This is a genomic window from Metapseudomonas otitidis (genome assembly GCF_011397855.1).
GTDB lineage: Bacteria > Pseudomonadota > Gammaproteobacteria > Pseudomonadales > Pseudomonadaceae > Metapseudomonas > Metapseudomonas otitidis.
In genome coordinates, this window is the sequence record NZ_AP022642.1 from 6,034,569 (window position 1) to 6,056,695 (window position 22,127).

Consider the following 22,127-nt stretch of genomic DNA (forward strand, 5'->3'; position numbering starts at 1 on the left):
CCATGGGCCGGCAGGGTTATCCACAGCGTCAGCGCAACGGCAGGCAGCGGGCGTTGGGCCTGGGTTCGAGGGGCCCGGCGAAGCACACCCGGTTCCCGCCCTCCAGGCGCGCCGGCTGGCCAGGGTAATAGGGGTTATCCACAGGCGAGGCCGCCAGCGCCGCCGCCCAGCCGGACGGCTCGGCGGGCAGGTCGTCCAGCAACGCCAGCAGGCGCAGCTTCGCGTCCAGGTCCTGGATGCGGCCGGCGTAGGTGCGGAAATCCGGGCCAGCGATCCCCACCAGGCGATCCCCCATCCAGTTGCGCCAGCCCGTGGGCTGCGGAACCAGCAGAGGCTGCGCCTTCACCTCGCGGGCAAAGTCCTTCGGTTCCAGCCGGGACAGCTCGGCAACCTGGCGGAAGGGCGGAAACGCCGCGTTGACGCTGATATTCGGCCGCACCAGCAGCGCCATGGCGACGCGCTCTTTCAGTTGCGGCGATCGATCCTGCCGGATGTTCTGGAACAGCGTTGCGATCACCAGGAACTCTCGCTGCAGCGGGGGAACCAGGGAACGCTCTGCCTCGCTCAGGGGCGCGGGCAACTCCGGCATCGGCATCCAGCCCTGGCGATACAGCCGCGCCTGCAGCTCCAGGTTGTGATTGATCATGGCACTGGCCATGACCTTCACGATCAACGTGTCCGCCTGCACCAGAAGGCGGCGCAGGCCGGCCAGCTCTCCCGCCAACAGGCGCCGCGCCTCGTCACCCTCACCCCGGCGGGCCCGCTGCATGAGCTGCAGGCCGGCCATCTGCTGGGCTCGAATGAGGTAGGACAGCCTGGGCAAGGGTTCGCTGGCGCCGCCGGAGGTCAACGTCCGGTAATCATCCAACGCCAGCAGGTGGTGGTAGCGGTCGACCAGCACGGCATGGCGCTGCACCCAGGTATCCAGCTCCCCATCCCGGGCCACCAGGCTCGCCCAGCATCCTTTCTCCTCCAGGGCACAGAGTTGGGGAATCTCGGGCAACTCCAGTGCAGGCCGCCCCGGCAGCCTGAAGTCATCCGTCGCCCCGTGCTGGGCGTACCAGCGCTCGTAGAGGTCCAGCCGCTCACGGCCGTAGGCCTCCGGCGCCTGGTCGGCCGGCGCATCCATGCCCATCAGGTAAAGGAATGCCGCGCTGTCGGCGCCTTCGTGGCGGGCATCCCGCAACCAGCCGGCCACCTCCGGACGCAGCGGGTCGTCCCGCAGCAGCAGCGCGCCCCCCGTCACCAGGGCGCCCACCAGCACCGCACTGCCGAGCAGCCCGATCACGGCGCGCTTCATGGCTGCCCCCGGGCAATGGGAAGGCCGATTAAGTTTTCGCAGCGCCACGTGGGGCGCCAGGTGTAGCCTGCCGGCATGGGAGGGCGTCCTTGCTTGGGAAAAAGACGCCCATCATACGGGCGCCCATCCCGGCGCGGTCGGCACCGCGTCACGCACCCCGATTCACACTGCCTCTGGAGCCCCGATGGAACCCGGCAACGCACAACTGACGATGACCGTCCTGATGACCCCGGACATGGCCAACTTCTCCGGCAACGTCCATGGCGGCACCCTGCTCAAGTACCTCGACGAGGTGGCCTACGCCTGCGCCAGCCGCTACGCCGGCCGCTACGTGGTGACCCTCTCGGTGGACCAGGTGGTGTTCCGCCAGCCGGTGCACGTCGGCGAGCTGGTGACCTTCCTCGCCTCGGTGAACTACACCGGCACCACCTCCATGGAGATCGGCATCAAGGTGATCACCGAGAACATCCGCGAACGCTCGGTGCGCCACACCAACAGCTGCTTCTTCACCATGGTGGCGCTGGACGACGAGCGCCGCCCGGCACCGGTTCCGCCGCTGGAGCCGCAGACCCCCGACCAGAAGCGTCGTTACGTGCAGGGTCAGCAGCGGCGGGAGATCCGCCAGGAACTGGAACGCCGCTACCGCGCCTTGCGCGGCGAGGACGACGTTCAGGGTTGAGGACCCGGCTTGCACCCGGCAGGGGCGAGCGCCCCTGCTGGCGGGTGCAGGCCGGCAGGCGGTTACTGGGCGTGACCGCTGTGCTGGCTGTGGTCGCCCTGCTCGGCGTGCTCGCCGTGGGCGTGGGCCTTCTCGGCGGCGGGAGCGGCCTTCTGCACGGCGATCTCCACCTTGAGGTCGCCGGCCTTCTCGAAGTGCAGGGTCAGGGGGAAGCGCTCGCCATCCTTCAGCGGCTGCTTCAGGCCGAACATCATCAGGTGGTAGCCACCTTGCTCCAGGCGCACCTCGCCCCCGGCGGGAATGGCCAGGCCACCTTCCACCTGCTGCATCTTCATCACCCCGTCCTTGTGCACGTGCTCGTGGATCTCGGTCTTGCCGGCACGGGGGGTGTCGGCGCCCACCAGGCGGTCCGGGGTGTCACCGTTGTTGTGCACCACCAGGTAGGCCGCGCCGTTGGCGGACACCGGCGGCAGCTCCAGGGCCCACGGGTGGTCGATGTGCAGCTTGGCCACCTGGTACTCGTGGGCCAGGGCGGCGGTGCTGAACAGGCCCAGCAGGGCAGCGGCGGAAATCAGGGTCTTGCGCATGGGGTCACTCCTTGGAAAGTCGATCGGCGCCGGGCCTGAAAACGGCCATCCGGACGCCGGGAACGCCGCGAGCAGGGGCACGCGGCGGCAAACGGCTTCAGGCGAGCGACGGCGGTGCGCGGGGCCGGGCACCGGGGAATACCGAGGCGGCACCATGGCCCGCCTCCGGCTCCAGCGAGGCGAAGAACGCCGTGGCCGGCAACAGGGCGGGCAGCAGCGGTGCGGGCGTGAGTGCCGGGGAGGCGGAGAGCAGCGTGCAGTAGCCGCACTTGGCCAGCAGGTGGTCGGGGTGGGCCGGGAGCTTGGCCGAATCACGCCCGGAGGCGCAGGCCATCTCCGCCAGCCAGGCCGGCAGTTCGCCCGCCTGGGCGCGTACCTGGGACAGCAACGGACCGGCCACCACCAGCCACAGGGCCAGCAGTCCGAGCCAGGCGCCGAAGCGCATGCGTCCGTAATGAGCCAATCCCGTCTCCCGGGTCCGTTGGAGGGCGGCGTGGGCAGCGGCACCACGCCGGAAACCGCGCCATGCTAGCGATACAGCGCCGGCAAGCATAGCCGCTGAAGGGCACCTCCAAACACGGCCTGCGTTGTCATCGCGGCGTTGAAAACAGCCTCAAATGCTCATTTACCGCACGTAAACTGCGCTTTTTCGCCGGTTTTTGCCTTCGGCTTCCGGCCTCGCCGACGTTTTTGGACGTGCCCTGAGTCAGATGGCCGCAGGTCAGCCCAGGCGACGCGCCTCGAAGCGCACGCGCGGGTGGGCGATGCGGTCCTGGGCCCGCACCAGCTCCAGTTCGTAGCTGCCGCAGGCCTGGGTTTCCAGCAGCACCTCGTGCACCGCCGAAGCAGCGAACTCGAAGGCCGCCACCAGGGTGTCCCCCAGCAACAGACGGGCGAGGAACACCCCTGACGTCAGGTCGCCCACACCCACCGGCTGGCGCGGGAAGGCCAGCAGCGGCCGGCGCAGCAGCCAGCTGCCGTCGGCACTGACCAGCAGCATCTCGAAGTCCTCCGGGGCGCGACCGGGGTAGTCCAGGTGCTTCACCAGCACCGCCCGCGGGCCACGGGCCAGCAACGCGCGGGCCATGGCCACGCAGTCCTCCAGGGACTCCGGGCGGCGCCCGGCGAAGCTGTTCAGCTCCAGCTGGTTGGGGCACAGGTAGTCGGCGGCGGCCGCGGCCTCCTCCAGCAGGAAGCGGCTCACTTCGGGGGCCACCACGCAGCCCTTCTCCGGGTGGCCCATCACCGGGTCGCACAGGTACAGCGCGCGCGGGTTGGCCGCCTTGATGCGGGCCACCGCCTCGAGGATCTCGCGGCCCTGGGCGGCGCTGCCCAGGTAGCCGGACAGCACCGCATCGCAGTTGCCCAGCTCACCGATGGCGGCAATGCCCTCCACCAGCTGGGGGATCTGCCGGGGCGGCAGCACCTCGCCGGTCCACTGCCCGTACTGGGTGTGGTTGGAAAACTGCACGGTGTTCAGCGGCCAGACCTTCACCCCCAGGCGCTCGACCGGGAACACCGCCGCGCGGTTGCCGGCGTGGCCGAACACCACATGGGACTGGATGCTGAGGAGATGGGGCGTGCGCGACATGGAAGGTCCTTCGGGTCGGGGTGGATCGAATGCCAGGAGGTGCGGGCTCGGTTCGCCGGCCATAATGGCAGGATTCTCCAACCTGCCGGCACCCACCGTCACCATGGAATCCCTGTATTTTTCGCCCATGCTGCTCGGGCTCAACCTGATGCTGGGCAGCGCCCTGGCCTGCACCGGGCTCTGGTACGTCTCGCGCCCCTATCGCGGTCCCGGCTTCTGGGCGGCCGGCGCCTGGCTGCTGATCCTCGGCATCCTCGCCTTCTTCGTCTTCGTCGCCACCGGCAACCGCGTGCTCAACGTCCTCGGCAACGCCACCCAGCTGGCTGGTGAGGCGGTGCTGATGCTCGGGGTGTTCCGCTTCCTCGGCCGGCCGTTGCCGGTCTGGACGGTGCCGGCCAGCGCCGGGCTGATGGCCGCCTTCAACAGCTGGCACTGGTGGGTGGCACCGCTCAACAGCGAGCTGCTGATCGCCGTCTATGCCGCCATCGGCGGGGCGCTGCCCCTGCAGGCCGCCAGCGCCCTGCTGCGCCACCCGCGCGAACCCCAGCTGCGCGGGGTGTGTGCCGGCGTCGGCGTGGTGCTGCTGGGCTACGCCCTGGTCACCCTGCTGCGGGGCGGCATCGCCGTGCACGACTGGCTGAACGCGGTGGAGCACCCCGACGTGACCCGCTCGGTGGCCTACCTGCTGCCCTACAACTTCGGCATCCCGCTGTGGGTCATCGCCCTGGTGGGCCTGGCGCTGATGACCATGCGCCGCATCCTCCTCGACAGCCAGCGCCACGCCGAGCAGGCCGAGGCCGGCGCCCAGCGCTTCGAGCGCCTGATGGGCCTGACCAGCGTCGGCCTGATGGTGCTGCAGGACGGCCGCATCCAGGACAGCAACCCGGCCCTCGACAGCCTGTTCGGCCTGCCCCGCGACGGCCTGCGCGAGCGCACGCCCCAGGCGCTGTTCCCGGCCAGCGAGCAGGCTGCGCTGGAGCGCCTGCTGACGGAGGCCGACGGCACTCCGCGCGACTTCGCCGTGCAGCGCCAGGACGGCACCCTGCTCGCCGTCGAGTGCTCGGTGACGGTGCTGGACGACCATCAGCGGCTGATGGAGATCCGCGACGTCAGCCACCGCAAGGCCCTGGAGGAACGCCTGCGCCTGCAGGCCACCACCGACCCGCTGACCGGCGCCCTGAACCGCCGGGCCTTCGACGCCCGCGCCGAGCAGGAGCGCCTGCGGGCCCTGCGCCAGGGCCAGCCGTTGTGCCTGGCGATGCTCGACATCGATCATTTCAAGCGCATCAACGACCAGCATGGCCACGCCGCTGGCGACCAGGTGCTACAGGCCTTCAGCCGCCTCTGCCAGGCGGCCGCCCGCAGCACCGACGTGTTCGCCCGGGTCGGCGGCGAGGAATTCGTCTTCCTGCTGCCCGACACCCCGGCCGATGCCGCCCGTCGTTTTCTTGAACGGTTGCGTGAGGCCGTGGAGCAGCTGCGCATCGAAATCGACGGCCAGGCGCTGGCCGTCAGCGTCAGCATCGGCCTGGCCGAAGCCCCGGCGGAGCGAGGTCTGGAGGCCCTCCAGGAGGCGGCCGACCAGGCGCTTTATCGGGCCAAGCAGCAGGGTCGCAACCGCCTCGAGCTGGCCTTCTGATCGGCCACGGATGGGTTAAGCTTCAGCGCATCCGAGGGGAGTGATCATGATCAGTCTGGCCGATGTCTTCCTGTTCCTGCTGCTTGCCGCCGGCGCCGCCTGGCTCTGGCGCGGCCACGGTGTGCGCGAGCGCGCCCTGGTGCTGGTGAAACAACACTGCGCCCGTTTCGACGTGGACCTGCTGGACGGCAACGTCGCCCTGCAGCGCATGGCCATCGTCCGCGATGCCAAGGGCCACCGGCGCCTGGCGCGCATCTATGGCTTCGAATTCACCGTCACCGGCGAGCAGCGCCTGACCGGCACGGTGCAGATGTTCGGCAACCACCTGGGGCGCATCGAGATGGACCCGCACCCCTTCCAGGCCCCGCGCGAGCCGGAAGTGGTCGCCAGCAACGTCATCCAGCTGGACACCTGGCGCCGCAACCACCCGCGCCAGGACGAGCAGCGCCAGGTGGAATGACCCGCCGGGCTCAGCCCTCGCCGAGCCCCTCCAGCCTGTGGATAACCCCGCTCCAGTCCGCCCGCGTGGCGCCGGTCATGGCGCCGCGCAGCAGCCGGCAGCCCAGGCGGAAGCCGAGCCGCGCCCGCCGCGCCTGGTTATGCCGGCAGCGCTCGAACAGCCAGTCGGGATCGAACCCCTGCCACACCCCCGCCACGCTCCAGGCGTTGAGCCAGACGGCGGGCGCCACTTCCAGCGCGTAGATCGCCTCCAGCTCGGCCTGTGGATAACCGCTCTCGTGCAGGCAGCGCGCCAGCCGCAGCAGGTCGCCCGCGTCCAGCTCGGTGTCCAGCCACAGCTCCGAGAGCGCCAGCCAGACCGCCTCGCGGCGCGGGTCGCTCACAGGCCGCGCCCGAGGAAGTCCGCCACCCGCTCGGCGGCGGCGTCCGGGTCTTCCTGCATGAAGCAGTGGCCGCCCTCCACCACCTGGGCGCTGACGTGGCCGTTGAGGGCACAGAGCCGCGCCACCGAACGGGCGACGAAGGGGTAGCTGGCCTCTCCGTGGAGGATCAGGGTCGGCGTGGCGATGCGTGCCAGCGACGGCCAGAGGCGTTTCGGGCAGGAGCTGAACACCTCGGCCTCGCGGCTGGGGCGGCACTTCAGCTCGACGCCGCCCTCCACCGCCTTGATCGCATGGTCCACGTAGGCCGCCAGGGCATCGTCGCGCCAGCCACGGAAGATGCCGCGCCCCTGCAGCGCCTTGAAAGCCGCCTCGCGGTCACTCCACTGGTGGCGTCGGGCCCGGGCGCGCTTGGCCAGGGTGGTGCGCCGGTGCAGGCCGAGCACCTCGCTGAAGGCCATCACCCCGATCATCGCCGGGGTGAAGATCACCGGGTCCAGCAGCACTGCACGCTGGAACAGCGCGGGATGGCGGGCCAGCACCAGGCTGGTGAGCACACCCCCGAAGCTGTGCCCCAGGGCCAGGCGCGGCACCTCGCCGAAGCGCCCGCGACCGGCCTCGAACGCCTCCACGGCCAGCTCCGCGTTGCGGTTCCAGCCCAGGAAACGCCCACCGTGATCGCTCTCGCCGTGACCCTGCAGGTCGCACAGCCAGAGGTCGAAGTGCGCCTCCAGGCGCGCCAGCATCGGCGCATAGGCGCGGGTGCAGAAACCGTTGCCGTGCAGGAAGTGCAGCAGCGGCCGGCCGCTGGGCGGGCTGTGCCAGCCACGCAGGGTGAAACCGGCGGACGTGGAATGGGACCAGGCGATCAACGACATGGGACAGGCTCGCAACGGGAAGCGCGCAGTGTATCGCCGGATGCCGCCCACCGGCAGCCTGTGGATACCCGTGCCGACCCGCCGGCTCCGGGCTCCAGGGGTTATCCACAGGCCGCCGCCGCCCCGCTCGTGCTATCGTCGCAGCCCCCTGCACCACCCCGGACCCGCCCGTGCCCAGCCTGCCCCCGCGCATCGTCCCGCTGACCCTGCTGTTCGTCATCGGCCTGCTGCTGTCGATGCACCAGGCCGGGCGCCAGGCCGAGTACGCCGCACTGCGCGAGGAAGGCCTCCAGGCCGGCGCCCAGCTCGGCCTCTACCGCAGCGCCCTGAGCACCCTGATCGAGCGCTACCGCGCCCTGCCCGCCGTGCTGGCCCTGGACCCGGAGCTGCGCCAGGCGCTGCAGGCACCGCTGACCGACGACCTGCAACGGCAGCTCAACCTCAAGCTGGAACGCATCAACGGCGCCGCCCACTCCTCCACCCTGGAGCTGATGCGCGAAGACGGCCTGGCCATCGCCGCCAGCAACTGGCGCCTGCCCACCAGCTACGTCGGCCACAACTACGGTTTCCGCCCCTACTTCCTGGAAACCCGCACCCAGGGCACCGGACGCTTCTACGCCGTGGGCGTGGTCAGCGGCATCCCCGGCTACTTCCTCTCCCACGCCATTCACGACGATGCCGGGCGCTTCCTCGGCGCCATCGTGGTCAAGCTGGAGTTCCCCGAGCTGGAGCAGCAGTGGCGCGAACGCCCCGACGTGATCCTGGTGAGCGACGCCAAGGGCATCGTCTTCATCGCCAACCAGCCGGCCTGGCGCTACCGCGAGCTGGCGCCGCTGGACGCAGGGCAGCGTGCCGAGCTGGCCGCCACCCGGCAGTACGACAAGAAGCCCCTGGTGCCCCTGGAGCACCAGACCCGCGAGGACTTCGGCGAGGGCAGCCGCCTGGTGCGGGTCAACGGCCCGGACGGCGAACAGGACTACCTCTGGGAATCCGAGGCGCTGCCCAGCGAGGGCTGGACCCTGCACCTGCTGCACCGCCCCCAGGGCGCCGCCAGCAGCGCCCGTACCGCCAGCCTGGCCGCCGGCGGGGTGTGGGCGGCGCTGTTCTTCCTCGGCCTGTTCCTGCAGCAGCGCTGGCGCCTGGCGCGCCTGCGCCAGCAGAGCCGCGAGGAGCTGGAGCGCCTGGTGGAGCAGCGCACCGCCGACCTGCGCACCGCCCAGGACGGCCTGGTGCAGGCCGCCAAGCTGGCCGCCCTGGGGCAGATGTCGGCCGCCCTCGCCCACGAGATCAACCAGCCGCTGACCGCCCTGCACATGCACCTGGGCAGCCTGCGCCTGATGCTGGACAACGGCCAGCTGGACCCGGCGCGCAAGGCCCTCGACCGCCTCGACGAGCTGCTGCGGCGCATGGCCGCCCTCACCGGCCACCTCAAGACCTACGCCCGCCGCACCCCCGGCGGCCTGCGGGAAACCCTGGAACTCGGCGACGTCGTGGGCAAGGCCCTGCAACTGCTCGCCCCGCGCCTGCGCGACAGCGACGCCCACATCGTCCAGCGCCTGGAACAGCCGGCCTGGGTCCAGGGCGACGCCATCCGCCTGGAACAGGTGCTGGTCAACCTGCTGCGCAACGCCCTGGATGCCGTCGACGACCAGGCTTCGCCAAAGGTGGAGATCAGCCTGCGACGCGACGGCGAGCACTGGTGCCTCGAGGTCGCCGACAACGGCGGCGGCATCCCCGCCGAGGTCCTGCCCCAGGTCTTCGACCCCTTCTTCACCACCAAACCGGTGGGCGACGGCCTGGGCCTCGGCCTGGCCGTGTCCTACGCCATCGTCCATGAACTGGGCGGGCGCCTGTCTGCGGAAAACCGTGGCCCCGGCGCGGTGTTCCGCCTCAGCCTGCCGGCCAGCCCCCCCGAGGAGCGAGCATGACCTCCCCCCACGTGATCTTCGTCGACGACGAAGCCGCCATCCGCGAAGCCGTGCGCGAATGGCTGGAACTCTCCGGCTTCGCCGTGCGCCTGTGCGCCAGCGCCGCCGAGTGCCTGCACGCCCTGGAACCGGACTTCCCCGGCGTGGTGGTCAGCGACCTGCGCATGCCGGGCATGGACGGCCTGGCCCTGCTGGAAGCGGTCCAGGCCCGCGACCGCGACCTGCCCTTCCTGCTGGTGACCGGCCACGGCGACGTGCCCCAGGCGGTGGAGGCCATGCGCCTGGGCGCCTATGACTTCATCGAGAAGCCCTTCACCCCCGAGCGCCTGCTGGGCAGCCTCAAGCGCGCGCTGGAGAAGCGCCGCCTGCAGCAGGAGAACCGCCGCCTGCGCCAGCAGGCGGACAGCCGCGCGCAACTGGACGGCCGCCTGCTGGGCATCTCCCGGCCCATCCTGCACCTGCGCAAACAGGTGCTGGACCTCGCGCAGACCCCGGTGAACGTCCTGCTGCGGGGCGACACCGGCAGCGGCAAGGAACTCGTCGCGCGCTGCCTGCACGACTTCGGCCCGCGCGCGGAACGGCCCTTCGTCGCGCTCAACTGCGCCGCCATCCCCGAGAACCTCTTCGAGAGCGAGCTGTTCGGCCATGAGAGCGGCGCCTTCACCGGCGCCCAGGGCAAGCGCATCGGCAAGCTGGAGCACGCCAACGGCGGCACCCTGTTCCTCGACGAGATCGAAAGCATGCCCCTGGCCCAGCAGGTGAAGCTGCTGCGGGTCCTGCAGGAGCAGCAACTGGAGCGCCTGGGCTCCAACCAGAGCATCCGCATCGACGTGCGGGTGGTGGCAGCCACCAAGCCGGACCTGCGCGACGAAGTGCGCGCCGGGCGCTTCCGCGAAGACCTGCTCTACCGCCTGAACGTCGCCGAGCTGCAGCTGCCGCCGCTGCGGGACCGCCGCGAGGACATTCCCCTGCTGTTCGAACACTTCGCCGCCCTGGCCGGCGAACGCCTGCAGCGCCCGGTGCCGAACCTCACCCCGGCCGAGCTGGCGCACCTGCTGGCCCACGACTGGCCCGGCAACGTGCGCGAGCTGGGCAACGCCGCCGAGCGCCACGTGCTGGGGCTGGCCGCGCCGCTGGACGCCCCCCGCGAGGACAGCGCGCCGTCCCTGGCCGAGCTGATGGAAGCCTACGAGGCGCAATGCCTGCGCCAGGCCCTGGCCCGCAGCAAGGGCGACATCAAGGCGGTGATGGCGCTGCTGCAACTGCCGCGCCGCACCCTCAACGAGAAGATGCAACGCCACGGCCTGGCCCGTGGCGACTTCCTCCCCGGCGAAGACGACTGAGCCATCCACAGGGCCTTCCGGCCCTGTGGTCATAAATCCACCTGAACGCCAAAGGCCCCGTCAATCGGGGCCTTCAGCACTGTGGACACAGCTTTTCAACAGGTTGATACACGCTATCTGGGGACAGCTCCCAGACGGGGCTTTTCCACACCCCGCACCCCCTTCACTCCGCAAAATCCCTTGTATGGCGGGGCCTTACGAAAAACATGATCAGTAAATGTACAGTTTGCTCCGTGCCGTACCCGACACGGCCTGTGCACAACTGAAAACAGTTTATCCACAGATTTTTCCCCTTTAAGCGGGGACAATTGTGGACAGTACCGCCAGTGCGTCGCTCGCTGTGTGCATCCAATCGTCCTCGCGCCCCTGGTCAAAACGCGATCAAATCGACGAAAGCCTTATGAATAAAGGCCTGCAAGTAAGTGAGCACAGCTTATCAACAGGCTGCTCCACCTGATCTGGGGACTGTTGATAGCGTGATGAACAGGCAAACACCACCGCTGCCTGCGGCGTGCCCGGGCAATCGCTCAGAATTCGTACAAACCCTTGGAGGCCTTGCAATCCCTGGCCTTCAGCGAGGTACAGACAGCTTGTACACAGGCCCTTCCACCATTATTGGGGACGGTGTGGATAGCAGGGAGAACGCCCCTTCTGACAGGCCGACTGCCGCTCCGGCCCGGCCTGTCCGGCACACGCCAGATGCCTGCACCGCCCAGCCAGCAAGGGCTCAATTAATGATCAATTGGCTGAACAGCCCGCCAGCCGTGGGTAGCAGACAGGTGCGTACAGTTTTTCCACAGGGTCTTCCCCGGATACTGGGGGCAATGTGGGCAGCAAGGCCGCCGGCGCAGGGCCTTTTCCACACGACTGGAGAGCCCGCACATCGATCAAAAAACGACCTAAACGCCAAAAGCCCCGCCAAATCAGGCCTCCGACGGTCTGGCTACAGCTTGTCCACAGGCTCATCCCCGGCGTTTGGGGACAGGTGGGGATCATGCAGCGGTTTTGTCCACAGTTCACAGCCGCGGAAAACCGGCGCATGGCAGGGCCCAGCGACTGATCAGAATCTGTACGAACGCCTGAAAGCCCCATCAATACTTGGCTTTGTCGATCTATCCACAACTTGTACACAGTACCGTCCACGGGAATTGGGGACGATACCCAACAGGCCGTATCCGCTCACTTATCCCGTTGGACATTAAGTGATCAAACCTCCACAGACAGCGTACAGCCTGGCCTCTGGCGGGGTGGCTACAGCTTTTCCACAGGCTCATCCACGCCATTTGGGGACAGTCGCCCACAGCGCGGAAGCCCATCCACAGGCCCTGCCCTGTGCAAATCCTGATCGAATGCCTGAAAGCCACGGATGACGGGGCACACGGGAAGCTGCCCACAGCTTGTCCACGCTGTGCTCCACCGGAATCGGGGATGAACACCTGCCCCTGGCGCCCCCCATGTGCGGCGTGGTGCCCGGAAGCCATGCCGAAGGCATGCGCACACCAGCACCGGGCACTAGGCAAGAACCCGCTCATCGCCCGTTCCGGCATCGGCGGGATTCCGCGCAGCGATCCCCCTCCATTGAGCCGAAACCCAGCAACGGCGCGGCCTCCGGTGCCTGGCACAGGTCCTGCTATGGGGCCTGTCCAAGCCCGGCCAGTCCGTGCACACAACAACAACGACTCGAGGAACCACGATGGAAAGCTCCAGCACCCTGACTGCCTCAGCAGCAACCCGCACCACATCCCAGCGCATCAAGTCGATCTTCAGCGGCTCGGTGGGCAACCTGGTGGAGTGGTACGACTGGTACGTCTACGCCGCCTTCTCGCTGTACTTCGCCAAGGCCTTCTTCCCCCAGGGCGACCTGACCGCCCAGCTGCTGAACACCGCCGCGATCTTCGCCGTGGGCTTCCTGATGCGCCCCATCGGCGGCTGGCTGATGGGCATCTACGCCGACCGCAAGGGCCGCAAGGCTGCCCTGCTGGCCTCGGTGCTGCTGATGTGCTTCGGCTCGCTGATCATCGCCCTGACCCCCAGCTACGAGAGCATCGGCATCGCCGCGCCCATCCTGCTCGTGATCGCCCGCCTGCTGCAGGGCCTCTCGGTGGGTGGTGAATACGGCACCTCCGCCACCTACCTGTCGGAGATGGCCACCAAGGAGCAGCGCGGCTTCTACTCCAGCTTCCAGTACGTGACGCTGATCTCCGGCCAGCTCATCGCCCTGGCGGTGCTGATCGTGCTGCAGCAGACCCTGACCACCGAGCAGCTGGACAGCTGGGGCTGGCGCGTACCCTTCTTCATCGGCGCGGCCTGCGCCGTGGTGGCGATGTTCCTGCGTCGCGGCATGGAGGAGACCGACTCCTTCACCCAGAAGAAGGACAAGCCCAAGGAAAGCCTGCTGCGCACCCTGATGCGCCACCCCAAGGAAGTGCTGACCGTGGTCGGCCTGACCATGGGCGGGACCCTGGCCTTCTACACCTACACCACCTACATGCAGAAGTACCTGGTCAACACCGTGGGCATGAGCAAGGACGACTCGACCATGATCTCGGCCGCCACGCTGTTCCTGTTCATGCTGCTGCAGCCCATCGTCGGCGCGCTCTCGGACAAGATCGGCCGGCGCCCGATCCTGATCGCCTTCGGCGTGCTGGGCACCCTGTTCACCTACCCGATCCTCAGCACCCTGCACACCATCGAGACCTGGTGGGGCGCGTTCTTCCTGATCATGGCGGCGCTGGTGATCGTCAGCGGCTACACCTCGATCAACGCCGTGGTGAAGGCCGAGCTGTTCCCCACCGAGATCCGCGCCCTGGGCGTGGGCCTGCCCTACGCGCTGACCGTGTCCATCTTCGGCGGCACCGCCGAGTACATCGCGCTGTGGTTCAAGAGCATCGGCATGGAGAGCGGCTTCTACTGGTACGTGACCGCCTGCATCGCCTGCTCGCTGATGGTGTACCTGTTCATGAAGGACACCCGCACCCACTCGCGCATGAACGACGACTGATTCCCTTGGGCCGCCCTGGCCCTGGCTGCGGTGTGCCGTAGCCGTTTTATTCCGCAGACGGGCCCGCAAGGGCCCGTTTTCGTTTCTGCACGCCTCGCGCTCTACGTCCGGGCGCACATAGAACCAGTGCTTGGCTTGAGAGGTTGGGCGGGGACAGTGCCCCTTCAGGAGGCCGAGCGGAATCGTCGTGGAAGGGGTTGAGCGACATGGATGTCGCGAGAGCGCTGCCGGGCCAGGGATGGCCCGTCAGCGCGTGCCCCTAGAACGACGATGTAGCGAGGGGACCCGACGTAGTCGGGCCGTATGCAGGGGCAAGCCTTTTTGGCTCCTTTTGGGGCGACTGCCAAAAGGGGCTCGCCCGGGAGGGCGAAACAGAAAACACCAGCAGAACTCGATAATCAGCCTAGCTCCCTCTCAAGTGCTGGAGAGGCATCACTCCCGCAACCGACAGGCCTCCAGCCCCGCCGAGAGGGCGGCCTCCTCCTGCGGCTCGCTGAAGATCAGCTCCAGCCGCGAATCCCGCCGCCACTCACTGGGGCGCCAGTGCAGCGGGGCGCCGTCCAGGGCGTTGGCCGAGACCCAGCCTTGCGCGCTGTGGATAACCAGCTTGGCGCGGCGCCAGTCCAGGCCCTGGAGCCAGGCGGCCAGGTGCTCCGGGTCGAAGCGCTGGGACGGGTGCCAGCGCCAGCCGATGCTCCAACCCTCCCCCTGGCCACCCGCCTGGCAGAGGGGTCGGGTGGGGTCTGTCCACAGGGTCGGCAAAGACGGCGGGGCACTGGGCAGCGCGAGGTTATCCACAGCCGCGCCGGCGCGCGCCGCCAGGCCGGGCAGGCGTTCCAGCGGCAGCTGGCCCTGTTCGGTCCAGCACTGGGGCACCGCCGGCAGGGCCTGGGCGATGCGCTGTCGAACGTCGGCTTGCAGGCCCTCGGCCTTGTTCAGCACCAGCAGCCCGGCACCTTCCAGTGCCGCCTGCTGGCTGGCGGGCAGCGGCTCGCCCCGGGCCAGGGCCTGGGCATCCAGCACCACCAGGGTGGGCTGCAGGGCCAGCACCTCGGTCCAGGGCGCCGCAACGAGCTGCCGACGCAGCTCCGCCGGGTGGCCCAGCCCGGACGGTTCGATGAACAGCCGGTCCGGCCGCGCCTTGCGCAGCAGGCGCCCGAGCCCGACCTGGAAGGGCGCGCCGTTGACGCAGCAGAGGCAGCCGCCGGCCACTTCGGCCAGGCTGATACCGTCCTCACCGGTCTCCAGCAGCGCGGCATCCAGGCCGACCTGGCCGAATTCGTTGATGAGCACCGCCCAGCGTTCGCCCATGGGGCGTTGGGCCAGCAGGTGGCGGATCAGGCTGGTCTTGCCGGCACCGAGAGGGCCAGCCACCAGATGGGTGGGGATGTGGGTCAGCATGGATGCCATGGTGCGGTGTCACAGTCTGTGAATAACAGGACGCCTTTAAAAACGTAGGCGAGGCCGTCAGCGCAAGGCAAAAACAGGCGAAAAGCGCAGTTTACGCGCGGTAATGAGCATATTGATCGGACTCGCGCACGAGCCTGTTTTTAACGCTGCGATGACAACGCAGGTAGTTTTTAGAGGTGTCCTGAAGGCGTGATAGAGTCGCGCATCTCAACGATCCCGGTCGGTGTTTCATGCGTGTGTTCCTGCTGCCCCTGCTGCTGCTCGCCTCGTCCCAGGCCCTGGCGGAAGCCTGCATTGTCCACAGCCAGAGCGACCGGCTGGACGTGAAGGTCTGCCAGGCCAACCGCAGCATTCCCTCCCAGTTGTTCCGCGACGGCTTCTGCAAGCCGGAGATGCCGGGCCAGAAGGTGGAGGTGAGCTACGCCGAGCAGTGCCCCGAAGGAGCCTTCGGCGTCTGCCGCAACAGCCAGGTCAGCAACATCGCCTACCGCCAGGACCTCTACTACTACGGCGTCGCCAGCGACGCGCGCTACCTCAAGCCGTTCTGCGAGGGCCAGGGCAAAGGCACCTGGGAAAGCCCGTCGTCATCAGCCGGTAACAGCCAGGCGGTGAAATAGCCTCGGGTACCTCGCCCAGGCCGGCCCAGCCGGCAGGGCCTCGGTGATGCAGGGCCACCTTCGGGTGGCCCTTTTTTTGACCTGTGGATAAGCACCGGCAGGCCCGGCACCTGCCGCCCCACCCCATCGAGCACAACCACACCTGCCGCTCAGGCCAACCAATCCAGCGTCAACAGCAACCGCGCCTCGCCCGGAAGGACGTCCGGCGACCTGTGGATAACCCCGCGCCCCTCGTTGCCCAGCCACTTCTCGCCCTTGAACAACGCCACATGGCCGGCCGCCAGGGTCTGCCCGGCGGGCACGGCGGCAGGCTCGGCGGCGGGGTCGCCCAGGCGGCTGCGGGGCATCTGGCCTTCCTGCAGCCAGTGGCTGCCGGCCCCGGCGTAGGTGGTGATCAGCCGCAGGGGCACGTGGTCGACGTGGTAGCGCGGGCACATGGCGCGGTCCAGGCGCCGCAGGCGCAGGCCGATGCGCCGGGCATCCAGCAGGCAGGCGAAGGCGCGCACCAGCCAGGCCACGTCGGCGAGGAAGCCGGCATGGCCGTCGATGTCGGCGAAGCGCCGGGCCAGGTTGCTCAGGTCGAGGGGCGCCTCCGGGTCCGACAGCTCCAGGGTCAGGGACTCGCTCAAGGGTTCCCCGAGCCCCAGCAGGCAGCGGGCGTAGTCGCTGATGTGCAGGGGCAGCTGGCGCTCCCAGACGGCGAGGTTGACCTCGTCCCGCAGGGCTTCGCCCAGCACCGCCGGGTTGTCGCCGATGGCCGCACGGGGCGGCGGGCGCAGGGCCAGGGCTTCCATCAGGCCGCCTCCCCGACCAGGCCGCCGAAGGGATCGGGCAGGCGCGACCAGCCTTCGACGCCCTGGGCCATCTCGGCATCGTCCAGCAGGCAGTCGTCCAGCTCGGCATGCAGGCGCTCGAAGTCGATGCCCTGGCCGATGAACACCAGTTCCTGGCGGCAGTCGCCCACCTGGGGGTCCCAGTGCTTGAAGATCGCTTCCAGGCCTTCCTCGTCCTGGGGCCACTGTTCACGCGGGACGAAGCGCCACCAGCGCCCGGCATGGCCGTAGCGCATCAGGCCACCGGCCTGGGACCAGCTGCCGGCCTCGCGCCAGGCGCTGGCCAGCCAGAAGAAGCCCTTGGAGCGCAGCAGCCGGCCGTTGCGCCACTCGCGGTTGAGGAAGGCGTGGAAGCGCTCGGGGTGGAAAGGCCGCCGCGCCCGGTAGGCGCTGGAGGCGATGCCGTAGGCTTCGGTCTCCGGCTGGTGCTCGCCGCGCAGTTCCTTGAGCCAGCCCGGCGCGCGGGCGGCCCGCTCGAAGTCGAAGCGGCCGGTGTTGAGCACCTTGTCCAGCGGTACGCGGCCCATGCTCATGGGCAGGATCTCCGCCTCGGTATTGAGCCGCTGGAGGATGGCGGTGAGCTCCTCGCGCTCGGCCTGGCTGATGAGGTCGATCTTGCTGATGAGGATGACGTCGGCGAACTCCACCTGGTCAATCAGCAGGTCGGTGATGGAGCGCTCGTCGTCCTCACCCAGGGTTTCGCCACGGCTGGCCAGGCTCTCGGCTTGGTGGAAGTCGCGCAGGAAGTTCACCCCGTCCACCACTGTGACCAGGGTGTCGAGGCGGGCGACGTCGGACAGGCCGCGCCCGTCCTCGTCCAGGAAGGTGAAGGTCTCGGCCACGGGCAAGGGTTCGGAGATGCCGGTGGACTCGATCAGCAGGTAGTCGAAGCGGCCTTCGCGGGCCAGCCGGCCGACTTCCTCCAGCAGGTCCTCGCGCAGGGTGCAGCAGATGCAGCCGTTGCTCATCTCCACCAGGCGCTCTTCGCCCCGGTTGAGGCTGACGTCGCGCTGGACCTCGCTGCCGTCGATGTTGATCTCGCTCATGTCGTTGACAATCACGGCGACCCGCAGGTTCTCGCGGTTCTTCAGGATCTGGTTGAGCAGGGTGCTCTTGCCGGCTCCCAGGAAGCCGGACAGCACGGTGACGGGAAGACGCTCTTGCATGGCGGAATCCTCTTCAGGGCACGGTTGTGGGTTCAGGCGTCGCGCAGGTGCCGTTCGCGACGCTCTTCGCGCTCCTTGGCCTCGATGCACAGCTCGGCGGTGGGCCGCAGCAGCAGGCGGCGCAGGCCGATCGGCTCGCCGGTCTCCCGGCACCAGCCGTACTCGCCACGGGCGAGGCGGTCCAGGGCGCTGTCGATCTTGTCCAGCAGCTTCTTTTCCCGTTCCAGGCGGCGCAGTTGCCACTGGCGCTGCTCTTCGCGGGCGGCCACGTCCACCTCGTCGCTGGCGGGCTCGATCTCCCGCAGCTCGTTCATCTCGTTGTCGATGCGCGTACGCAGGTCGTCCCGCTGGGCCTCCAGCAGGTGCTGGAAGAAGGCTTGCTGGGCGTCGTCCATGTACTGCTCGTCCGGTTGGCTGAGCAGGTCGTCTTCGCTGGTGATGAGGTGCATGGCTTCGGCAAGGGTGGCTTGATTTTCAAGTGTTATAACATAACATATCGAATTCCCCGCAAGCCGAGCCCGACGATGAACGACCTCTCCCTGCCCGACGTGGCCAGCCAGACCCAGGCCACCCTCGCCCCGCTGGACCGCGTCGGCATGGCCGGCATCCGTTTGCCGTTACAGGTGGCCGGGCAAGCCGTGCAGGCGCGGGTGGAAGCCAGCGTCAGCCTCGACACCCCAGGCGTACGCGGCATCCACATGTCGCGGCTGTACCTGGCGCTGGAGGCCCTGGCCGGCGAGGAGCTGACCCTTCCCGCCCTGCAGGCGCTGCTGCAGCACTTCCTCGACAGCCACCAGGGCCTGTCCCTCTCGGCACACCTGCGTGTGGCTGGCGAGTTGCTGCTCAAGCGTCCGGCGCTGGTCAGCCCGCTGTCGGGGCACAAGGCCTACCCCTTCGAAATCGCGCTGAGCCTGGATCCACGGGGGTTTCACGTGGAACTCATGCTGGAACTGGGCTACTCCTCCACCTGCCCGTGCTCGGCGGCGCTGTCACGGCAGATGACCCAGCGTGCCTTCAGCGAACGCTTCGCCGGGCAGGCACCCACCTGGGAAGCCCTGCATGAATGGCTGGGCAGCGAAGCGGCCATGCCCGCCACGCCCCACAGCCAGCGCAGCAAGGCGAGGCTGTGGCTGCGCCAGGCGGACCCGCTGCAGGCGCCGGACTGGATCGAGCTGGTGGACCGCTGCGAAGCCGCCCTGGGCACGGCGCTGCAGACTGCCGTGAAGCGCGCCGACGAGCAGGCCTTTGCGCTGGCCAATGGCCACAATCTGATGTTCTGCGAGGACGCCGCGCGGCGCCTGGCCGAGCCCCTGCGGGCGCTGCCGGACCTGGCTGCATTCAAGGTGCGTGTGGAGCACGAGGAGAGCCTGCACGCCCACGACGCCGTGGCGGAAATCCACTGGCTCTGGACCTGAGCCCCCTTCCCCGCCCGGCCCCCTCCAACTGCCCTTCCCGCTCCCAGGCCGTGGCATTGCGCCCGGCCTGAGTCTCTCTGCTGCCCCTGTCCCCATGGCGGGCGGATTACGGAATTGTAATCAGCGCCTCATCTCCGGGTTATCCGGCGCTTGCCACGATAGCCCCGCCGCGCGCCGCCCGCGTGAGCGTCGGCGTGTTCGATAACAACAACGACATGGCCTCCACGACCTGCCATACACGAACAGGAGCATCCGATGATCCAATCCGCACGGGCCCCCCTGGCCCTCTTCGTCGCCCTCGCCGCCAGCACACCCCTGCAGGCCGCCGAGCAGAAGCCCGAAGGCTTCATCGAAGGCAGCAGCCTCACCATCCTCAACCGCAACTTCTACATGAACCGGGACTTCCGCCACGGCCAGTCCAGCCCCACCGACAACGGCTACACGGAAGCCTGGGCCCACGGTGTGATCGCCACCTTCCAGTCCGGCTTCACCGAAGGCACGGTGGGGGTCGGCATCGACGCCTTCGCCATGCTCGGCCTGAAGCTGGACACCGGCGACGGCCGCTACGGCCCGGGCGGCAGCGTCAACCTGCTGCCGGTGAACAGCCGGGGCGAGGCCGAGGACAGCTACTCCAAGACCGGCGGCGCCCTGAAGGTGCGGGCCTTCGACACCGTGCTCAAGGCCGGCGACGTGTTCCCCACCACCCCGGTGGTGCACTACGGCGACGCCCGCCTGCTGCCGGAGAGCTTCCGTGGCGTGACCCTGGAGAACACCAGCCTGGAGGGCCTGAAGGTCCAGGCCGGGCGCCTGCACGCCATGAGCCAGCCCCAGGAAAGCGGCATGCGCGGCAACTTCGCCACCTTCTACGCCGGCCGCGTGGACGCCCCTTGGGTGGCCTACCTGGGCGGTGACTACCAGGTGAACGAGTACCTGGGCCTGAGCCTCTACAGCAGCCGCCTCAAGGACGCCTGGAACCAGCATTACGCCGGCCTCCAGCTGGAGTACCCGCTGGGCGAGGACCTGGCCCTGATCGGCGGCCTCAACCTGTACAAGGCCACCGACGAAGGGCGCCGCCTGCTGGGCACGTTCGACAACACCATCTACAGCGGCAAGGTCGGCGTGCGCTACGGCGCCCACACCCTGGCGCTGTCGCACCAGCGCAACACCGGTGACGACGACTTCGACTACCTGCGCCAGTCCGACTCGATCTTCCTCGACAACTCCATCCAGTACAGCGACTTCAACTCGCCGAAGGAGCGCTCCTGGATGCTCCGCTACGACCTGGACATGGCCGCCTACGGCGTGCCGGGCCTGAGCTTCATGACCCGCTACGCCCGCGGCACCGACGCGGACTACTCCCACGCCAACAGCACCTACATGCGCCGCGACGGCAACGGCGACCCGCTGGTGGACCAGAAGCGCTGGGAGCGCGATATCGAGGCCCGCTACGTGGTGCAGAGCGGCTCGCTGAAGGACCTGTCCCTGCGCCTGCGCCAGGCCACCACCCGCGCCACCGACTTCGAGTCGGACCTGGACGAGGTGCGCCTGATCGTCGAGTACCCGCTGAACGTGCTCTGACGGGGCGTCCGGGCCGCCCCACGCGGGTCGGCCCGGATATCAAAGATGTAATCCGCGCCTCACCGTCCTGTTAGCTTCCGCTCCTTAGCATGGGCCTCGTGGTTCGACGCCAATCCCGAAAGATGAACGAGGTTACCCCCATGAAAGCCAGTCTTCTCCTGATCGCCCTGCTTGGCCTGAACGCCACCGCCGCCCTCGCCGAAGACGGCTCGGAACGCGCCCAGCAGATGGTCCAGGCCGCTCGCGATGCCCAGCTCGCCCGCCCGGCCGACGACAGCCAGACGCTCACCGCCCAGCGCGACGCCGACAAGGCCGAAGCCAGGGGCGCCGAACGCGCCAACAACTGATTTCCCCAGGCAATACGTTCACCTCCAGTTTCCGCTCCTTTGGATGAGGTGGACCCTGAGGCGCCCCGGATGGGCGCCTTTTTTTGTGGCCGTCCGGTCGCAAATCCTCTCCCCCTCTCTCCAGCGACCGATTGCCGCGCCACGGTCCGCCGTGCGCCAGGTCCGCTTCTTGTCCCGGCAAACCCGCTACAGTCTCGCCACCCCAACAGGGAGGGAGACTGATGACCGAGAACTGGGATTTCTATTTCGCCCGGGTGGATGACCGCCCGGCATCGCTGTTTGTCGACCTGGGTGCCGTGGAAGAGGCGCCGATCGAGCGCCTGCCGGCCATGGCCTATGTGCGTGTGGAGATGAACGCGCCACGGGGCGACGGCCTGTCGAGCAACGAGGAGTACGACGCGCTGATCGCGCTGGAGGACGCCGTGCTGCCGAAGCTGGAGGATGCCGACCACGCCTACGTCGGGCGCTGCACCACCAACGGCTGCCGCGATTTCTTCTTCTACACCGCCCACCCGCAGGGCTGGGAAGCCCGCGTGGCCGAGGCGTTCCGGGGCTTCCCGGACTACCGCTTCGAGGCCGGCAGCAACCCCGACCCGGGCTGGTCGACCTACCTGGAGTACCTGTACCCCAGCGCCATCGACCACCAGTGCATCCAGAACCGCCGGGTCTGCCAGACCCTGGAACAGAACGGCGACCGCCTCGACACCCCGCGTGACATCGACCACTGGGCCGAATTCGCCGAGGCCGGCGACGCCCAGGCCTTCGCCAACCGCGCCCAGGCCCTGGGCTTCTCGCTGCGGGTTCCGATCGAGGCCAACGAGGACGGGCAGTACAGCGTGCACCTGTGGCGCAAGGACCTGCCCTCCTTCGCCGAGATCGACAGCGTCACCCTGCCGCTGTTCCACCTGGCCGAGGACCACGGCGGCCGCTACGACGGCTGGGAAACCCAGCTGGTCAGCGCCGACTGACGCCACCG

General features: G+C 68.7%; 21 protein-coding genes. 11 read left to right on the top strand and 10 right to left on the bottom strand.

Going from position 1 to position 22,127, the window contains the following annotated elements:
- Window positions 1-28 precede the first annotated feature (28 nt).
- Window positions 29-1,300, bottom strand: coding sequence for a hypothetical protein (locus PotMrB4_RS27825; protein ID WP_172435003.1), 1,272 nt, complete (start codon window positions 1,298-1,300; stop codon window positions 29-31).
- Window positions 1,301-1,484: 184 nt separating this feature from the next.
- Between PotMrB4_RS27825 and PotMrB4_RS27830 the strand changes: the two genes are divergently transcribed.
- Window positions 1,485-1,979 (top strand): acyl-CoA thioesterase, encoded by a 495-nt coding sequence (locus PotMrB4_RS27830; RefSeq protein ID WP_044409907.1) that lies wholly within the window; start codon window positions 1,485-1,487, stop codon window positions 1,977-1,979.
- A 62-nt stretch (window positions 1,980-2,041) separates the two neighbouring features.
- Here PotMrB4_RS27830 and PotMrB4_RS27835 read toward each other — a convergent pair whose 3' ends face one another.
- From PotMrB4_RS27835 to pdxY, 3 genes are all read right to left on the bottom strand, one after another.
- Window positions 2,042-2,566 carry a copper chaperone PCu(A)C gene (locus tag PotMrB4_RS27835; RefSeq protein ID WP_044409910.1) on the bottom strand — a complete coding sequence of 175 codons (525 nt, stop codon included), beginning with the start codon at window positions 2,564-2,566 and terminating at the stop codon, window positions 2,042-2,044.
- A gap of 97 nt (window positions 2,567-2,663) precedes the next feature.
- A complete protein-coding gene (locus tag PotMrB4_RS27840) occupies window positions 2,664-3,029 on the bottom strand; it encodes a DUF2946 family protein (RefSeq protein WP_232060777.1) in 366 nt (121 codons plus the stop codon).
- Window positions 3,030-3,287: 258 nt separating this feature from the next.
- Window positions 3,288-4,157 (bottom strand): pyridoxal kinase PdxY, encoded by an 870-nt coding sequence (pdxY, locus tag PotMrB4_RS27845; protein WP_107330307.1) that lies wholly within the window; start codon window positions 4,155-4,157, stop codon window positions 3,288-3,290.
- 64 nt (window positions 4,158-4,221) lie between these two features.
- Here pdxY and PotMrB4_RS27850 point away from each other — a divergent pair, with 64 nt between their 5' ends.
- Both PotMrB4_RS27850 and PotMrB4_RS27855 read left to right on the top strand, forming a co-directional pair.
- Entirely contained in the window at window positions 4,222-5,796 is a 1,575-nt protein-coding gene (locus PotMrB4_RS27850) for a GGDEF domain-containing protein (RefSeq protein WP_172435004.1), read from the top strand.
- A 46-nt stretch (window positions 5,797-5,842) separates the two neighbouring features.
- A complete protein-coding gene (locus PotMrB4_RS27855) occupies window positions 5,843-6,256 on the top strand; it encodes a DUF3301 domain-containing protein (RefSeq protein ID WP_107330294.1) in 414 nt (137 codons plus the stop codon).
- 10 nt (window positions 6,257-6,266) lie between these two features.
- Here PotMrB4_RS27855 and PotMrB4_RS27860 read toward each other — a convergent pair whose 3' ends face one another.
- On the bottom strand, window positions 6,267-6,638 hold the full coding sequence (locus tag PotMrB4_RS27860; RefSeq protein ID WP_172435005.1) for a DUF7079 family protein: 372 nt from the start codon (window positions 6,636-6,638) through the stop codon (window positions 6,267-6,269).
- Window positions 6,635-7,513 carry an alpha/beta fold hydrolase gene (locus PotMrB4_RS27865; RefSeq protein ID WP_142013333.1) on the bottom strand — a complete coding sequence of 293 codons (879 nt, stop codon included), beginning with the start codon at window positions 7,511-7,513 and terminating at the stop codon, window positions 6,635-6,637. The genes PotMrB4_RS27860 and PotMrB4_RS27865 overlap by 4 nt, the downstream gene beginning before the upstream one ends.
- A 236-nt stretch (window positions 7,514-7,749) precedes the next feature.
- Between PotMrB4_RS27865 and PotMrB4_RS27870 the strand changes: the two genes are divergently transcribed.
- The 3 genes from PotMrB4_RS27870 to PotMrB4_RS27880 all read left to right on the top strand — a co-directional run bounded on the left by PotMrB4_RS27870 (window position 7,750) and on the right by PotMrB4_RS27880 (window position 13,785).
- Window positions 7,750-9,441: an ATP-binding protein gene (locus PotMrB4_RS27870; protein ID WP_172435169.1), complete on the top strand. Its 1,692-nt coding sequence runs from the start codon at window positions 7,750-7,752 to the stop codon at window positions 9,439-9,441.
- On the top strand, window positions 9,438-10,784 hold the full coding sequence (locus tag PotMrB4_RS27875; RefSeq protein ID WP_044409931.1) for a sigma-54-dependent transcriptional regulator: 1,347 nt from the start codon (window positions 9,438-9,440) through the stop codon (window positions 10,782-10,784). The genes PotMrB4_RS27870 and PotMrB4_RS27875 overlap by 4 nt, the downstream gene beginning before the upstream one ends.
- Window positions 10,785-12,477: 1,693 nt before the next feature.
- Complete coding sequence (locus PotMrB4_RS27880; protein WP_044409934.1) at window positions 12,478-13,785, top strand: MFS transporter; 1,308 nt, start codon at window positions 12,478-12,480, stop codon at window positions 13,783-13,785.
- Between the two features lie 432 nt (window positions 13,786-14,217).
- Here PotMrB4_RS27880 and PotMrB4_RS27885 read toward each other — a convergent pair whose 3' ends face one another.
- Window positions 14,218-15,186: a CobW family GTP-binding protein gene (locus tag PotMrB4_RS27885; RefSeq protein WP_172435006.1), complete on the bottom strand. Its 969-nt coding sequence runs from the start codon at window positions 15,184-15,186 to the stop codon at window positions 14,218-14,220.
- A 239-nt stretch (window positions 15,187-15,425) separates the two neighbouring features.
- On the opposite strand from PotMrB4_RS27885, the gene PotMrB4_RS27890 reads away from it, so the two are divergent.
- Window positions 15,426-15,812 (top strand): hypothetical protein, encoded by a 387-nt coding sequence (locus tag PotMrB4_RS27890; RefSeq protein WP_044409936.1) that lies wholly within the window; start codon window positions 15,426-15,428, stop codon window positions 15,810-15,812.
- A gap of 149 nt (window positions 15,813-15,961) precedes the next feature.
- Here the strand turns inward: PotMrB4_RS27890 and PotMrB4_RS27895 are convergent, their stop codons facing one another.
- Genes PotMrB4_RS27895 through dksA form a run of 3 tightly spaced genes read right to left on the bottom strand, consistent with a single transcriptional unit; the run spans window position 15,962 to window position 18,260 of the window.
- On the bottom strand, window positions 15,962-16,606 hold the full coding sequence (locus PotMrB4_RS27895) for a DUF1826 domain-containing protein (protein WP_172435007.1): 645 nt from the start codon (window positions 16,604-16,606) through the stop codon (window positions 15,962-15,964).
- A complete protein-coding gene (zigA, locus tag PotMrB4_RS27900) occupies window positions 16,606-17,811 on the bottom strand; it encodes a zinc metallochaperone GTPase ZigA (protein ID WP_172435008.1) in 1,206 nt (401 codons plus the stop codon). Before zigA ends, PotMrB4_RS27895 begins: the two co-directional genes overlap by 1 nt.
- A 32-nt stretch (window positions 17,812-17,843) precedes the next feature.
- Window positions 17,844-18,260, bottom strand: a complete 417-nt coding sequence (gene dksA, locus PotMrB4_RS27905; RefSeq protein WP_107331849.1) for an RNA polymerase-binding protein DksA — start codon at window positions 18,258-18,260, stop codon at window positions 17,844-17,846.
- Between the two features lie 75 nt (window positions 18,261-18,335).
- Here dksA and folE2 point away from each other — a divergent pair, with 75 nt between their 5' ends.
- From folE2 to PotMrB4_RS27925, 4 genes are all read left to right on the top strand, one after another.
- Complete coding sequence (folE2, locus tag PotMrB4_RS27910) at window positions 18,336-19,226, top strand: GTP cyclohydrolase FolE2 (RefSeq protein WP_172435009.1); 891 nt, start codon at window positions 18,336-18,338, stop codon at window positions 19,224-19,226.
- Window positions 19,227-19,481: 255 nt separating this feature from the next.
- Window positions 19,482-20,804 (top strand): OprD family porin, encoded by a 1,323-nt coding sequence (locus PotMrB4_RS27915; protein ID WP_172435010.1) that lies wholly within the window; start codon window positions 19,482-19,484, stop codon window positions 20,802-20,804.
- A 140-nt stretch (window positions 20,805-20,944) separates the two neighbouring features.
- Window positions 20,945-21,151: a hypothetical protein gene (locus tag PotMrB4_RS27920; protein ID WP_044409945.1), complete on the top strand. Its 207-nt coding sequence runs from the start codon at window positions 20,945-20,947 to the stop codon at window positions 21,149-21,151.
- A gap of 221 nt (window positions 21,152-21,372) precedes the next feature.
- Window positions 21,373-22,119, top strand: a complete 747-nt coding sequence (locus PotMrB4_RS27925; RefSeq protein WP_160481791.1) for a DUF695 domain-containing protein — start codon at window positions 21,373-21,375, stop codon at window positions 22,117-22,119.
- The last annotated feature ends 8 nt before the right edge of the window (window positions 22,120-22,127 follow it).

Excerpts from the sequence above, each read along its gene's own strand:
- PotMrB4_RS27825 (WP_172435003.1), bottom strand. The coding sequence starts at position 1,300 with ATGAAGCGCGCCGTGATCGGGCTGCTCGGCAGTGCGGTGCTGGTGGGC.
- PotMrB4_RS27830 (WP_044409907.1), top strand. The coding sequence starts at position 1,485 with ATGGAACCCGGCAACGCACAACTGACGATGACCGTCCTGATGACCCCG.
- PotMrB4_RS27835 (WP_044409910.1), bottom strand. The coding sequence starts at position 2,566 with ATGCGCAAGACCCTGATTTCCGCCGCTGCCCTGCTGGGCCTGTTCAGC.
- pdxY (WP_107330307.1), bottom strand. The coding sequence starts at position 4,157 with ATGTCGCGCACGCCCCATCTCCTCAGCATCCAGTCCCATGTGGTGTTC.
- PotMrB4_RS27850 (WP_172435004.1), top strand. The coding sequence starts at position 4,222 with ATGGCAGGATTCTCCAACCTGCCGGCACCCACCGTCACCATGGAATCC.
- PotMrB4_RS27855 (WP_107330294.1), top strand. The coding sequence starts at position 5,843 with ATGATCAGTCTGGCCGATGTCTTCCTGTTCCTGCTGCTTGCCGCCGGC.
- PotMrB4_RS27865 (WP_142013333.1), bottom strand. The coding sequence starts at position 7,513 with ATGTCGTTGATCGCCTGGTCCCATTCCACGTCCGCCGGTTTCACCCTG.
- PotMrB4_RS27870 (WP_172435169.1), top strand. The coding sequence starts at position 7,750 with ATGCACCAGGCCGGGCGCCAGGCCGAGTACGCCGCACTGCGCGAGGAA.
- PotMrB4_RS27875 (WP_044409931.1), top strand. The coding sequence starts at position 9,438 with ATGACCTCCCCCCACGTGATCTTCGTCGACGACGAAGCCGCCATCCGC.
- PotMrB4_RS27880 (WP_044409934.1), top strand. The coding sequence starts at position 12,478 with ATGGAAAGCTCCAGCACCCTGACTGCCTCAGCAGCAACCCGCACCACA.
- PotMrB4_RS27885 (WP_172435006.1), bottom strand. The coding sequence starts at position 15,186 with ATGCTGACCCACATCCCCACCCATCTGGTGGCTGGCCCTCTCGGTGCC.
- PotMrB4_RS27890 (WP_044409936.1), top strand. The coding sequence starts at position 15,426 with ATGCGTGTGTTCCTGCTGCCCCTGCTGCTGCTCGCCTCGTCCCAGGCC.
- PotMrB4_RS27895 (WP_172435007.1), bottom strand. The coding sequence starts at position 16,606 with ATGGAAGCCCTGGCCCTGCGCCCGCCGCCCCGTGCGGCCATCGGCGAC.
- zigA (WP_172435008.1), bottom strand. The coding sequence starts at position 17,811 with ATGCAAGAGCGTCTTCCCGTCACCGTGCTGTCCGGCTTCCTGGGAGCC.
- dksA (WP_107331849.1), bottom strand. The coding sequence starts at position 18,260 with ATGCACCTCATCACCAGCGAAGACGACCTGCTCAGCCAACCGGACGAG.
- folE2 (WP_172435009.1), top strand. The coding sequence starts at position 18,336 with ATGAACGACCTCTCCCTGCCCGACGTGGCCAGCCAGACCCAGGCCACC.
- PotMrB4_RS27915 (WP_172435010.1), top strand. The coding sequence starts at position 19,482 with ATGATCCAATCCGCACGGGCCCCCCTGGCCCTCTTCGTCGCCCTCGCC.
- PotMrB4_RS27920 (WP_044409945.1), top strand. The coding sequence starts at position 20,945 with ATGAAAGCCAGTCTTCTCCTGATCGCCCTGCTTGGCCTGAACGCCACC.
- PotMrB4_RS27925 (WP_160481791.1), top strand. The coding sequence starts at position 21,373 with ATGACCGAGAACTGGGATTTCTATTTCGCCCGGGTGGATGACCGCCCG.